Origin of the sequence: Paenibacillus cellulosilyticus (genome assembly GCF_003182255.1) — a bacterium.
Taxonomy (GTDB): Bacteria; Bacillota; Bacilli; order Paenibacillales; family Paenibacillaceae; genus Paenibacillus_T; species Paenibacillus_T cellulosilyticus.
Window position 1 is genome coordinate 113396 of record NZ_QGTQ01000007.1, and the last position, 12391, is coordinate 125786.

Consider the following 12391-nt stretch of genomic DNA (forward strand, 5'->3'; position numbering starts at 1 on the left):
AGGAGGTGTCCAATGGCCAAAATGCATGTTATGAAACGTACGGTTATCCCAAATCATAATAAGGATAAGACTTCTCCTAATGGGGAAGTCAAAACATATTATTTATCCGAAGAAGAACTGGCATATTACCGGTCGCTTCCGAAGAAAGATTATCCTCGCATTGTTATGCCAAGAAGGATGCTTTAGCATTGCAGTCCAACTATGACATGCCCTCCAAAATATCCATGATTGCCGTCATATGAGTGAGTATCTACGGCTATCTGGCAAGCAAGGGAGTCCGCGATGACAATAATCTTGCCGATGCATTCTCCGATCATTACCTCTTATCCCAAACACGCCAATGTTAACTCCATTCTCGTTAACCATTCTTGTTACGAAACCTGGTTGTACAACAATCATATCCAATTGCACGCCGATTATGATGACAGCCATACACTTTGGTTATGTTTCTATGAGCCGGTATCTCGCCGGCTCTATCCATTGATAGATACAGAAACATTTTCGAAAGGAACAGTAATTAATAATCGGATAGATCTCATCCAATTAATAATGAATAGCATAGCTACCGGCAGCTACGTATATTTGTCGATTGATGTTTATTATCTAGCTCCGTACGAGGTATATCAACGGACGCACTTCCCTCATGACATGTTCATATTCGGATATGACGAACATAAAGGTGTGTTTCATGCTGCTGATTTTTATCAAAAGGGTCGTTATGCACATCATGAAATCCCGTTTACACAAGTGGAGCAGGGGTTTTATAGCTCCTATTCGGATGATAATGCTGATTTTCAAGGTCTGCAGTTACTGCGTGTCAGTAGTGATGAGAAGGGGCAATATACGTTCGATGCAGACTATTGTTTCGAGCTGCTTGCTGAGTATTTGCACGGGATAGATACATCTCGCCATTATAAGTTGATTAAGGATGTAAATAAGCGGTACATATTCGGCATGCCCATCTACGACATGTTGGCCGAATATGTGATGGAATCCAAGGAATCATTTGAAGTAGCCCGATCACTGCATATCGTGTACGATCATAAGAATTTAATGGCACGAAGGGTTCATTATCTATGGAAGGAAGGTCACATTCGGGACTACTCATTCATTCAACAGTTCAACGAAGTGGCAAGACAAGCTGCAATGATTCGCAATAAATATTTGAAATTACAAATGATACAAGTAACAGATTACGGCCTTAAAGGAATCGAGAGGGATATAAAACAGCTAAGAAACAGAGAAGAGTGCCTGACTGCTTCCCTGATCTTGAATTATAATGCCTGACGTTGAGTAGTTAAGTTATAGAAATAGGAACATAAGAACTTATGTTCGTAAAATGAGCAAATAACTCCTATTGAAGCACAACGGATACAGATCGAAATACAGAGGACGTTGGTACCATTAACTTACCTGGAATAAAAAAACTGGGAGGTTGGTATCAAATGGATGTACTGCTGGTTATCAGTCATATGTTGAAAGAAGATGAATACCGTCGCGTTCAGCGCATGTTCACGAACATGGTTATTATGCCACAACATGACTTTACTGCAGTAGTCGAGCATATTCGCTCAAACAAATATAAGTTTATAGTTCTGCTAAGCTTTGAAGATACACTCCCCCAGTCTTGGAAAGTCGATGATCTGAAGCTAGATAACCCTATCATGATTTTGCTTAAGGTTAGCAAGCTAGATCTTTTCTTATTCTATTCATTCCTCGATTCAGTAGGTCTCCTCTCTAAACCGGCGGCAGCAGGCTCAGATAATTCGCAGCCGCCCCCTCTCTTGTACAAATCGATTGAATATATTGAGGAAAACATATGCGAGAACGATCTTTGTCTAGAAACGGTTGCTGCAAACATATTCGTTAGTCGATGCCACTATAGCCGAATGTTTAAGGAACACTTCGGTATCGGGTTTAAAGAGTACATTATGAATAAACGAGTTCAGAAGGCAAAGGTAATGCTGCAGGAGGGCGTACCTGTAACGGACGTTTGCTATGCTGTAGGATACGGGGACCTTACTCATTTCGGTCGAGTTTTTAAACGATTGGTTGGTGAAAAACCATCTGATTATCGTAAGAAAAATGCAAGGATGGTGCCGAACATGGCATAAAGGAGGGTGTTTGTGAAGGCAAGATATTTCAACAGCCTTAAGATCCATTCCAATGGCACGCAGGTTACAAAGACTAGCGATGATACCCATAAGTTAATCGATGAGATCGTATGGTACTTGGATTTGCCTGATGAGCTGAAATGCTATATTCCCAAAGTACATTCCTTTTCGTTGGACAGGAAGGTTCCCTCTATTACTCTAGACTTTGTGCCTGGTGGGACATTAGGGGATGCACTCGTTGCAGAAGGATGGACCAAAAGGGAGTGGGATGCGGCATTCCGATGCCTACGGCAAACGCTTGAAGATTTCGCGAGTTTCTCCGGCAATATGTCAAAAGCATATTTGTACGAAATGTATATAGGAAAGACACGCGAGAGAATGGATAGGTTCCTCCACCAGTGCGAGTGGGCGAGGCAGGTGCATGCAAGGGGATACTTTTGGCTAAATGGCAAGACTCGAATGAGTCCGACGGTCATGCTGCAGAAGGGCACGGAAGAAGTTCTTCATTTATTGGAGGAGCCGCAGATTACAGTTGTGCATGGAGACTTTTGCTTATCTAATCTATTTTATTCCCCGCAATCGAATAACATGACTGCGATTGACCCGCGTGGCAGCTTTGGCATTCGCACCATATATGGCGATCACCGCTACGACTGGGCGAAGCTTCGGCATAGTCTTACGGGCTATGAACATATCGTTCGGGGGAAGTTCGATATTAATGTAGGGGCCGATTCCATAGATCTGAGGCTTGAGTTGAACGAAGATGCAGTCAGACTTCGTAGTAGACTCGATAGTTGGTTACAGCCTAAGCAAATAAAAACAGTACGAATCATCGAAGCGCTTTTATTCTTGTCGATGCTTCCACTGCATAAAGATACGCCTGATCGCCAATTAGCATTTTTCGCGCTTGGAACCGAATTGTTGGAGCAAGCATTATCGGAGTAGGTAGGAGGGGTGTTGATGCGTATTGTTGTGGATCTGGACGGAACGATTTGCGAATTGAGACAGGAGAATCAATCGTATGCCGATGTCGTTCCGCTGGAAGGGGCGATTGAGGCTTTGCATCAATTGAGGATGGAAGGACATTCGATTATTATCCATACGGCACGAAACATGCGGACGTGCGGGGGCAATGTCGGAAAAGTGGGCGCAAATGTCGGAATGGTCACCTACCAATGGCTAGAGCGACATGCGGTCCCTTATGACGAGATTGTATTTGGCAAGCCATACGGTGACATCTATATCGACGATTTGGGATATCGGTATTTGAACTGGGATGATACCTTGGATGCCATCAGGGAAAGGAGGGAGTAGCTAGATGAACATCGTTATTCCTATTGCGGGTGCAGGAAGCCGTTTTCAGTCGGCAGGCTACCGTGAGCCGAAAATGCTGATTCAAGTTGCTGGACGACCCATGCTGCACTGGGCACTGGATAGTCTGCTGCCATCTCTTATAGATAATCGGTTTATATTCGTAGCATTGCGAGAAGTGCTGGAACGAACAACGTTGCGTAAAGTAATACTGTCCCGTTGTCCGGAAGCTATCATCATCCCGATTGATCAGCCTACCAACGGACAAGCAGAAACAGTCTGGATGGCCCGATCTGTATTGGACTCAGTAGATTCGCTGCTTATATTTAACGGAGATACTTATGTTGGTACTGAGATAGGTAAAAAAATCAAGGAGTGTCCGGCGTCAGTCGAAGGCCTCATTAACGTATTCCCATCATCAGATCCTGCCTATAGCTATGTAGATCTTGATTCAAACGAATTGGTCCGGTCGGTCCGGGAGAAGAAGGTCATCTCCGCCTGGGCAACGTCCGGGCTTTATTATTTTCGATCCACGGCAGCGTATCTTGAACTAATGGCCCAGGTACTGGACGAACCGATGCCGCCGGAAGGTGAATGGTATGTGGCACCATTGTACGAACGGATGATTGCACAAGGCTGCCGGATCGGCGTCGATTACGCTTTGTTCTGTCATCCACTCGGAACGCCAAAACAACTTCAAGCTTTTACGGAACATGTTGTATTCAAGGAGGAATCTGATTGAGCAGGCGCGTTTTTATTGGATTAAGCGGCGGATTAGGGCCTGTGATGCGTACGTTACCTATTGCGGACAAGCATCGGGAAGCAGGTGATAAGGTGGCATTCAGCATTTATGACGAGCATGCGGCGACGTATTTGCAGAGCAGGGGATTTGAGCATCTTGTAGACGACGACCCCGTAATGCCCGATCTTGCCTTAACCTTACCAAGGGGGAAAACCTTCTATCATCTTGATCATTACTATGCATCGCTTGGTTTACTCGATCCGATATTCGTTCGCTCATGGATTCGGCATCGGATAGCAATGCTAGAGGAATTCCGGCCTGAATTGGTCTATGCCGACTTAAGTCCGCACACCATCATTGCCGCTCGGTATTTGGGTATCCCAGTCGCCAGCATCGTGCAGGCCTGCTTTCATCCAAACGGCAAGTCGTTGCATTATTGGGAGGAGCATCCCAGGAACATTTCGAAAGTAACGCCGATCATTAATTGTGTGCTCGAAGAGCTAGGTTTGCCTGCTATTCAGAAAATGGAGCAACTAATGGTTGGTGATGTCACGATTGTTCCGAGTATCCCCGAACTGGACTCCATCGGATCGGACTATATTCATTATGTCGGGCCAATTGGAAAGGATGGGCTACCTTTCCCGTCCCCGCGGTCAGTGGGAGCATGCCCTGATGTCATCGTTTATGCCGGCAGATTGAAGGATACTTCCGGTGATAGCGGACTACGCCTGATACGACTTGTACAGGATGCATTCCGTGATAGGCCGGAGCGCGTGGCACTCGTATACACAGGCAAGCTGCCGGTCGAAACGGCGAAGGCAATGCCTGAATCGATTACTCGGGTGGAACGGTTTGAGCAATCCTGGCTATCCCAGGCCAAGCTATATATTCATCATGGTGGACATGGAAGCTGCCTTTCGTCAATTATGCAAGCCATCCCGTCGTTGATCGTACCTACCCACTCCGAACGCGAATACAATGCCCGCCGCCTATGTGAGCTTGGGGGCGGCGAGTATGTGATGCCGGACACCTGCCTGCCTAGTCACTTCTATGCGCTTGCACGTCATGTCATGGAGGATAGTTATAGACATAGGCTGTTTCAATTGAACAGCGCTGTGGAGGCCCGACAGTACGGCGGAGCGGAACAAGCTTACAGGATTGCGCGTTCCCTTAGGAATCAATTGGCTGGAGGTTCGAGATGATTTTCGGAATCGGTACTGATCTTCAATCGATCGAGCAGATGCAAGGCATGATTACGCGACAGGAACCGCAAGCATTAGCTAAAATTTTTACGCCGGGCGAGATTGCGTACTGCGCTAAATTCCGGAATCCCGCACAGCATTACGCTGCCCGTTGGGCGGTGAAGGAAGCGTTCTTCAAGGCAACCGGAAGAGGGCTGACGGGTGGATATCGTTTAACCGATGTTGAGACAATCAATATGGAAACCGGTCAACCACATGTCATTTTGCACGGTAAAGCATTGGAAGACTGCCGTCGGCAGCATTGGTGCGTATGGGTCAGCATCTCGCATTCTGGCGATTATGCGCTCGCACAGATCGTGATTGAATGCCTGGAGGATGACGAAGACGGACGATGAGCGAAAAAGACGAATGATGCATCAAGGAAACGCAGAGTGCGAAGTAGGATGGGATGAGATAATGAAGATGTCCCCGGGAGACAACCCCACTTCATAAGGAGGTTTCACAATGAAACTACTTTCCTCGAAAAAAATCCAAATGACACTGCCAAGCTCGAATAGCAAAACGTATCTTGAGCTGGTTGACGGTCGCTGCGAAGAACTCCACTTCTCGCAAGTCAACCCGACGAAATTCACGGTAAACGATTCGGAATTCAGCTTCAAAACGGGTGCAACCGTTGAACTCGAAATCGAAAACGTTGACCTTGTTGCTACCTCCCAAGTATTGTGGCCGGGCCAGCAAGTTCGCGTTCGCGGCGGCGTTCATGGTCAAGGCCAGCCGATCAAAGCTTCGGCGACAATTCCGCTGGGCAAAAAAATGGCTGACGGCGTGCAAGCCGACTCGTTCCTGTACTGGGTCATCGAGACGCCGGAAGGCACGTTCCACAACAACGAGCCAATCCACATGAAAGGCCGCATTACGGGCCTTCCTCCGAAAGACGCTACGTTCCACTCCGAAGGCACGATCGCGATTTTTGATGAGAAGGAAGATCGCGTAGGTACGCTTTACGGCTGCCTGCAATCCAACTAATCCCCGCTTAACTCTCCTTAGCCAAAGAGACCATCCCCTGGTCTCTTTGGTTTTATGACGAGCGGATTCAGAGGTGCAAGCATGTATGATGTTGCAATTGTAGGAGCTCGTTGCGGGGGCGCCGCACTTGCTGTGTTTCTTGGGAGGTTCGGATACAAGGTATTGCTAGTGGATCGCTATACGCGACCGGGTCCGACGCTCTCCACTCATCTGATCGGAGAGACGGACGTCTATGAACGTCTTGGCATCCGAGGACGGATGGAGAACGCCGGAGCTCCTGCCATTACTAGAATGCGGGTCGATCTGAACGGATCGTCGTTCGAGTCCGATATCGTCGTTACCTCGCGGGTCATCGGCCTGCGAAGAGAATTGTTTGATCCACTGCTGTTAGAGGCGGCTGCCGCTTGGCCGAACGTTGAGATTCGTCTAAACCGAACGGTTCAAACCGTGATTCGGAGAGGGCGAACGACAGGGCTGATTATCCAGGATTCGAACAAACAGAATGAACCCGTTCATGCTCGTGTAGTCGTGGGTGCGGATGGACGCCATTCCTTGGTTGCCGACCAGGTTCAAGCGGGGATACTTAGGCAAGATATCTATTCACACGACGTATTGTATGCGTATATGGAAGGCCTTGTGGCGCAAATGGTTCCGACAGTCGAATGGTACTGGCATGACGGATCGATCGTGCTTGTCAATCCGATCGATAGAGGCATGCACTGCGTTGCCGTCATGCTCCCTCGTGACAGGATGCATAAGTGGGAAGCGCAGTCGAGGCAGCAAATGATCGATTGGCTTGGACAAATCCGAATGCTCGCGCCTCGTTTGTCCAATCTTGCCTTTGTCGGTCCGATCAGAAGGGCGCTCGATATGCAAGGCTATATGAGGCAAAGTTATGGTCCCGGCTGGGCGCTCGTCGGAGATGCAGGAGCTCATCTTCATCCCGTGTCAGGCGTCGGTATAGACAACGCCGTGTGCTGTGCGGAATATTTGGCGGGAGCGCTCCACCGTTATTTCTCTGGAAAGGAAAGTTGGGAGCATGCCATGTCTAAGTATGCCAATCAGCGGGACGAGCGAATACGCCCGCAGTATGAAGCCGCACTTCAGACGCTTGCACGAGCTGGTGAGAGCATTTCGTCCGATGACGAGGAGCAATTGAGGATGCTTTGCACGTTCCCGAGTTTCGTGCATGGGGCAGGACAAAGAGCCGCACAAATTATGAAGATGATTACCGAAGGAGTGTCGATTGAACCGTGATACATTGTCCTAAGGATCGCTCAATTAACGTTACTTATATAGAGGCTTCGATCGATAGCGTATGGCAAGCGGTTGCAACGCCGAATGGGAGTAACTGCTATCTAACCGATCGCGTCGATACGACGGGAAATACAGACGAACCAAGAGTGGACGACCGATTGACGCTGTTCTACGGTGATATTACGAATCATGCTGTCGTGCTTGAAGTGGAGCATAAGCGTCGGTTCGTGCTTGCCGATTCTTATGAATCGATGGCACCTGACGGCACCGTGGACCCTTTTCTTGTTAGAACGGAATATACCTTTGAGGAAGAGGGAGAATTCACGAGGCTGACGTTAGAGGTTCAGGGATTTGCCAATAATACCCATGGTCAGTGGTTTCGGGAATGCCTGGAGATGGGGTGGCGAAGGTCGCTAGCGAATCTCAAGAGCGTGCTTGAGCTTGGAATGGATTTACGGACGGAGCTATTTAGTTATCCTCGGCTTGGTGTTACGAATTGTACAGTCAATGCGGAGCAAAGTGTGGTGACGGGAATTGGCGAAGGGGAAGGCAACTATTTGCTGGACGTCTTTCCAGGCGGGCCGGCCGAAGAAGCAGGATTGCGCTGTGGCGACGTTATTACTGCCATTGGGGCTGTCCCGGTGCCCGATTATCGTTCCTTTGTACGGGCAATATCCAGTTATTACGGGAAGAAGGAACCCGTAGAAATCGAGTACTGCCGAGATGGGCAGTACTGCCGTGTATTTGCCGACGTGTCGATTGATCGTATGTTTACGGGGCTGATAGAAGGGACGGTCGACGCGCAGGAGCAGGAGCAGATTCGCAGAAAGCAAATGTCGAGCGAAAGATCGGCTTCTGGTGCAATATGGAGAACAAATAAGGAGGGGGCGACCTCACATGACGGAATCTACGAAGCATTTAATCGTGCGGCAAGAGGACATGAAATGGGAGTATGGCATGTATCCGGATACGGAAATGACCTATCTATGGGAAGAGGATGAGACGGGACGGGTCGCTTTTCTTGTGAAAGTGGCACCTGGATGTTCGATTCCTTTTCATAACCATCCAAGGCGAGAAGTTGCCTATCTGGTAGAAGGCGAGGTTAGGCTCAACGATGATATTATGCGAGCGGGCGACTTCCTGACTGCAATCGCTGATGAAGCACATGATGTGTATACCGAGACAGGTTGTACCTTCTTTATTTTTATCGATTATAACATCAACAAGCATAGGTTTGCCCCGATTGCGGAGGCCTAGTTAAATAGCAACTTGAAACAAGCAGGGATTCCTTGCTTGTTTTTTTATGCGCACCTTATTAAAGGCAGCGGTTTGAAAATTCCAGATGATACGAAACAATAGCCGATTTCCTGAAATTAAAGCTGAGAAAACAAATCTCGTTTCAAGCAAAATAAGAAGTGTCGAACCGCAATAAACCATGAATATTCACTTGGGAGGAATTTAGCAATGATCAAGCCGATTGGGGATCGAATTATTATCGAGCCGATTGAGCAAGAAGAGAAAACAGCCGGAGGTATTTTGCTGCCGGGCACTGCGAAGGAGAAGCCGCAGGAAGGCAAAGTAGTTGCAGTCGGTATTGGCGCCTTTCGCGACGGACAACGTGTAGCACCTGAGGTGCAAGTAGGCGATCGAGTACTGTTCAATAAGTTCGCTGGAACAGAATTGAAAGTAGACGGCACGGATGTGCTGCTGATGCATGAGAGCGATGTTTTGGCCATTCTTTCATAATTGATCAGCTTTAATCGTTCATATACAAGGAGGACATTGAAATGTCGAAAACATTGTTGTTCGGAGAAGAAGCGCGTCGCGCACTGCTAAGCGGCGTTGATGCATTGGCGGATGCAGTGAAAGTCACGCTTGGACCGAAAGGTCGGAACGTCGTATTGGAGAAAAAGTTTGGCAGTCCGCTTATCACGAATGATGGCGTTACGATCGCCAAGGAGATCGAGCTGGAGGATCCGAACGCGAACATGGGCGCGCAGCTGCTGAAGGAGGTCGCAACGAAGACGAACGATGTGGCCGGTGACGGTACGACGACGGCGACGGTGCTGGCGCAGGCTATGGTACGCGAAGGGTTGAAAAACGTAGCGGCCGGCGCTAATCCGATGGTTATTCGCAAAGGGATGGACAAAGCGGTTAAGGTGGCAGTTGAACGGCTTACGCAAATTGCCAAGCCGATTCAAGGCAAGCAGTCCATCGCGCAGGTTGCCGCTATTTCTGCAGCTGACGAAAGCGTAGGCGAGCTGATCGCAGAAGCGATGGAGCAGGTCGGTAAGGACGGTGTCATTACCGTAGAGGAATCCAAAGGCTTCCAGACGGAGATGGAACTAACGGAAGGTATGCAATTCGACCGTGGTTATTCCTCCCCGTACCTGGTTACGGATCAAGAGAAGATGGAGGCGCGCCTCGATGAACCATATATTCTGATCACGGACAAAAAGCTGGCGTCCATCCAAGAACTCGTTCCTGTGCTGGAGCAAGTCATGCAGCAAGGTAAGCCGCTGCTACTTATTGCCGAGGACGTCGAAGGCGAGGCCATGGCGACACTTGTCGTCAATAAACTCCGTGGCACGTTCACTTGCGTGGCCGTTAAGGCGCCGGGCTTTGGTGATCGCCGCAAAGAAATGCTGCAGGATATCGCTGTGCTGACGGGTGCGCAAGTCATTAGCGAAGAGATCGGCTTGGACCTGAAGTCGGTACAGCTGAATCAGCTAGGAAGAGCGCGTTCGGTTCGGGTAACGAAGGAGCATACGATCATTGTTGACGGCGGCGGCGAACGTGAGGTGATCATCAAGCGTACGCAGCAGATTCGGGCGCAAGTGGCGGAGACGACTTCGGAATTCGACAAAGAGAAGCTGCAGGAGCGTCTTGCCAAGCTGTCTGGCGGCGTAGCGGTTATTAAAGTTGGCGCTGCGACGGAAACGGAGATGAAGGAGCGGAAAATGCGAATCGAAGACGCCCTTCACTCGACGCGCGCAGCCGTGGAAGAAGGCATCGTAGCCGGCGGTGGTACAGCACTAATGAACGTGGTTGGTGCGGTAGCGGCAATCGTTGCAGAAGGCGACGAGCAGACAGGTGTGAACATTGTCCTTCGTGCGTTGGAAGAGCCTGTACGCATTATCGCATCGAATGCGGGCAAAGAAGGTTCTGTTATCGCCGAGCGGCTTAAGAGCGAGCCGGAAGGAATCGGTTATAATGCAGCGACGGACGAATGGGTTGAAATGATGGAAGCCGGAATCGTTGATCCAGCGAAGGTAACGCGCTCTGCGCTTCAGCATGCGGCATCGGTTGCCGCAATGATTCTGACGACGGAGACAATCGTATCCGATAAGCCAGAGAAAGAGGCTGCGCCTGCACCTGGTATGGGTGGCATGGGCGGCATGGGTGGCATGGGTGGCATGATGTAGGAAATGTCTTGTTAGAAGGACCTCGGCGAGGTCCTTCTTTTTTTTGAATGAATGCCCACATTAGGGGACAACGATGGCCGAGCGTATGACTACCTTCTGAGAGTACGATAGAGCTGATATAGGAGAGGGGAGGGAGTAGTGAATGTGCAAGCGTCAGTGCAATAAAGATTGTGCTATAGCAGGTTCGGGATGTTCAAAGGGTAAAGCGGAAGCATCGACTCAAAGCGGAGACGCTTACTTGGAAGAGAAGAACTTCCAACAAGAGCAACGCGCCACACTGCAGAAGAAAAGAGACCACTTGGATAACCGGATCTATATGGTGCGTGGATCATTCATTAAACAATCATGGCTATGACCTTAAATGTCATCATCCCGGTATATAATCAAGCGTTTGCGCTTGCGCAAACGCTTTGGGGATTTACGCAGCAGAATCCACCATATAATTACAGTCGTATCATCATTGTCGACGACGGCTCCGAAGAGCCAATCGATGCTGTGATCGCCGCCTATTCCAACGAGTTGAACCTGGAGTATATACGTTTGCCGAGAAGCGGGAGGGCAGCGGCACGCAACGCAGGCGTACGGGCTGCCGACAGTGAACTAATCGTGTTCTGCGATGCGGACCGCATTCCCCGCCCTGGCTTTCTGGCCGCGCATGCTCGATCTCACAGCAATGCGGACGAACAAGTGACGGTAGGTCACGTAAAGGAAATGTATGTTTCTTCGCCTCAGGCCAACCGGAACGTGGTCATTGAGCGGTATATGAATGATCGCATGCTTCGAACACCACAATATTGCAAACTTGTCTATAAGCTATTTGACGTCCAAGGGGCTACAAGCTCGCCGATTGCTTGGGTAGCGACGTTAAGCGGTAATCTGTCAATGCCAACAGAGACGATTCGCGCAATAGGTGGGTTCGACGGGCGGTTCAAGGAATGGGGATTTGAGCATATGGAATTCGGCTATCGTGTTCATAAGAAGGGGGTACCGTTCCGCTATGAGGCGGACGCTGCGAATGTGCATATCGCTCACTCGCGCGGCGGGCAATCCTATAGTTCGCTCATTATGAACAGCCATGCGGTGTTTCACGCCAAGCATGCAGACAGGGCAGTCGAGCGGTATCTCGATTTCATGTTAGGCAAGATTAGCCTGCGCCAATTCGAGCGAGAGGCAGGTTCAGAAACTGCCAGTCCTCCGATTATGCTTCAGCCAGACGAGGATGGTTATGTTCGAGTTACGAGCTGACCGTGAGGTGTCCCAAGTAACAAACAAAAAAGATCGCCGTGCTTATGTAAATGTCACTAAGACATAAGC

The 12391-nt window shown here is 49.2% G+C and carries 16 protein-coding genes; all 16 read left to right on the forward strand.

Going from position 1 to position 12391, the window contains the following annotated elements; genetic code table 11:
- Nucleotides 1–12: 12 nt before the first annotated feature.
- The 16 genes from DFQ01_RS31060 (at nucleotide 13) to DFQ01_RS11980 (ending at nucleotide 12322) form a co-directional block, all read left to right on the forward strand.
- The gene (locus DFQ01_RS31060; protein ID WP_174812488.1) at nucleotides 13–186 is read left to right on the forward strand and encodes a hypothetical protein; all 174 of its coding nucleotides are present in this window, start codon (nucleotides 13–15) and stop codon (nucleotides 184–186) included.
- A 96-nt stretch (nucleotides 187–282) separates the two neighbouring features.
- Nucleotides 283–1287, forward strand: coding sequence for a cysteine peptidase family C39 domain-containing protein (locus tag DFQ01_RS11910; RefSeq protein ID WP_110044109.1), 1005 nt, complete (start codon nucleotides 283–285; stop codon nucleotides 1285–1287).
- A gap of 158 nt (nucleotides 1288–1445) precedes the next feature.
- A complete protein-coding gene (locus DFQ01_RS11915) occupies nucleotides 1446–2114 on the forward strand; it encodes a helix-turn-helix transcriptional regulator (protein WP_110044110.1) in 669 nt (222 codons plus the stop codon).
- A 12-nt stretch (nucleotides 2115–2126) separates the two neighbouring features.
- Complete coding sequence (locus DFQ01_RS11920; protein WP_110044111.1) at nucleotides 2127–3059, forward strand: hypothetical protein; 933 nt, start codon at nucleotides 2127–2129, stop codon at nucleotides 3057–3059.
- A 15-nt stretch (nucleotides 3060–3074) separates the two neighbouring features.
- Nucleotides 3075–3428 carry an HAD hydrolase family protein gene (locus DFQ01_RS11925; protein ID WP_110044112.1) on the forward strand — a complete coding sequence of 118 codons (354 nt, stop codon included), beginning with the start codon at nucleotides 3075–3077 and terminating at the stop codon, nucleotides 3426–3428.
- 4 nt (nucleotides 3429–3432) lie between these two features.
- Nucleotides 3433–4167, forward strand: coding sequence for a glycosyltransferase family 2 protein (locus tag DFQ01_RS11930; RefSeq protein ID WP_110044113.1), 735 nt, complete (start codon nucleotides 3433–3435; stop codon nucleotides 4165–4167).
- Nucleotides 4164–5369 (forward strand): glycosyltransferase, encoded by a 1206-nt coding sequence (locus DFQ01_RS11935; protein ID WP_110044114.1) that lies wholly within the window; start codon nucleotides 4164–4166, stop codon nucleotides 5367–5369. The genes DFQ01_RS11930 and DFQ01_RS11935 overlap by 4 nt, the downstream gene beginning before the upstream one ends.
- The gene (gene acpS / locus DFQ01_RS11940; RefSeq protein ID WP_110044115.1) at nucleotides 5366–5764 is read left to right on the forward strand and encodes a holo-ACP synthase; all 399 of its coding nucleotides are present in this window, start codon (nucleotides 5366–5368) and stop codon (nucleotides 5762–5764) included. Before DFQ01_RS11935 ends, acpS begins: the two co-directional genes overlap by 4 nt.
- Nucleotides 5765–5873: 109 nt before the next feature.
- Nucleotides 5874–6395, forward strand: a complete 522-nt coding sequence (locus DFQ01_RS11945) for a hypothetical protein (RefSeq protein WP_110044116.1) — start codon at nucleotides 5874–5876, stop codon at nucleotides 6393–6395.
- 81 nt (nucleotides 6396–6476) lie between these two features.
- Nucleotides 6477–7652, forward strand: a complete 1176-nt coding sequence (locus tag DFQ01_RS11950; protein ID WP_174812490.1) for an NAD(P)/FAD-dependent oxidoreductase — start codon at nucleotides 6477–6479, stop codon at nucleotides 7650–7652.
- On the forward strand, nucleotides 7649–8653 hold the full coding sequence (locus tag DFQ01_RS11955) for a PDZ domain-containing protein (protein ID WP_110044118.1): 1005 nt from the start codon (nucleotides 7649–7651) through the stop codon (nucleotides 8651–8653). The genes DFQ01_RS11950 and DFQ01_RS11955 overlap by 4 nt, the downstream gene beginning before the upstream one ends.
- Nucleotides 8592–8909: a cupin domain-containing protein gene (locus tag DFQ01_RS11960; RefSeq protein WP_245946637.1), complete on the forward strand. Its 318-nt coding sequence runs from the start codon at nucleotides 8592–8594 to the stop codon at nucleotides 8907–8909. Before DFQ01_RS11955 ends, DFQ01_RS11960 begins: the two co-directional genes overlap by 62 nt.
- Nucleotides 8910–9116: 207 nt before the next feature.
- Complete coding sequence (gene groES / locus DFQ01_RS11965) at nucleotides 9117–9398, forward strand: co-chaperone GroES (RefSeq protein WP_110044120.1); 282 nt, start codon at nucleotides 9117–9119, stop codon at nucleotides 9396–9398.
- Nucleotides 9399–9439: 41 nt separating this feature from the next.
- Nucleotides 9440–11077: a chaperonin GroEL gene (gene groL, locus DFQ01_RS11970; RefSeq protein ID WP_110044121.1), complete on the forward strand. Its 1638-nt coding sequence runs from the start codon at nucleotides 9440–9442 to the stop codon at nucleotides 11075–11077.
- Between the two features lie 142 nt (nucleotides 11078–11219).
- Nucleotides 11220–11432: a hypothetical protein gene (locus tag DFQ01_RS11975; RefSeq protein ID WP_110044122.1), complete on the forward strand. Its 213-nt coding sequence runs from the start codon at nucleotides 11220–11222 to the stop codon at nucleotides 11430–11432.
- A complete protein-coding gene (locus DFQ01_RS11980; protein WP_110044123.1) occupies nucleotides 11423–12322 on the forward strand; it encodes a glycosyltransferase family 2 protein in 900 nt (299 codons plus the stop codon). The genes DFQ01_RS11975 and DFQ01_RS11980 overlap by 10 nt, the downstream gene beginning before the upstream one ends.
- Nucleotides 12323–12391 lie beyond the last annotated feature (69 nt).

Excerpts from the sequence above, each read along its gene's own strand:
- DFQ01_RS31060 (WP_174812488.1), top strand. The coding sequence starts at position 13 with ATGGCCAAAATGCATGTTATGAAACGTACGGTTATCCCAAATCATAAT.
- DFQ01_RS11910 (WP_110044109.1), top strand. The coding sequence starts at position 283 with ATGACAATAATCTTGCCGATGCATTCTCCGATCATTACCTCTTATCCC.
- DFQ01_RS11915 (WP_110044110.1), top strand. The coding sequence starts at position 1,446 with ATGGATGTACTGCTGGTTATCAGTCATATGTTGAAAGAAGATGAATAC.
- DFQ01_RS11925 (WP_110044112.1), top strand. The coding sequence starts at position 3,075 with ATGCGTATTGTTGTGGATCTGGACGGAACGATTTGCGAATTGAGACAG.
- DFQ01_RS11930 (WP_110044113.1), top strand. The coding sequence starts at position 3,433 with ATGAACATCGTTATTCCTATTGCGGGTGCAGGAAGCCGTTTTCAGTCG.
- acpS (WP_110044115.1), top strand. The coding sequence starts at position 5,366 with ATGATTTTCGGAATCGGTACTGATCTTCAATCGATCGAGCAGATGCAA.
- DFQ01_RS11945 (WP_110044116.1), top strand. The coding sequence starts at position 5,874 with ATGAAACTACTTTCCTCGAAAAAAATCCAAATGACACTGCCAAGCTCG.
- DFQ01_RS11950 (WP_174812490.1), top strand. The coding sequence starts at position 6,477 with ATGTATGATGTTGCAATTGTAGGAGCTCGTTGCGGGGGCGCCGCACTT.
- DFQ01_RS11960 (WP_245946637.1), top strand. The coding sequence starts at position 8,592 with ATGAAATGGGAGTATGGCATGTATCCGGATACGGAAATGACCTATCTA.
- groES (WP_110044120.1), top strand. The coding sequence starts at position 9,117 with ATGATCAAGCCGATTGGGGATCGAATTATTATCGAGCCGATTGAGCAA.
- groL (WP_110044121.1), top strand. The coding sequence starts at position 9,440 with ATGTCGAAAACATTGTTGTTCGGAGAAGAAGCGCGTCGCGCACTGCTA.
- DFQ01_RS11975 (WP_110044122.1), top strand. The coding sequence starts at position 11,220 with ATGTGCAAGCGTCAGTGCAATAAAGATTGTGCTATAGCAGGTTCGGGA.
- DFQ01_RS11980 (WP_110044123.1), top strand. The coding sequence starts at position 11,423 with ATGGCTATGACCTTAAATGTCATCATCCCGGTATATAATCAAGCGTTT.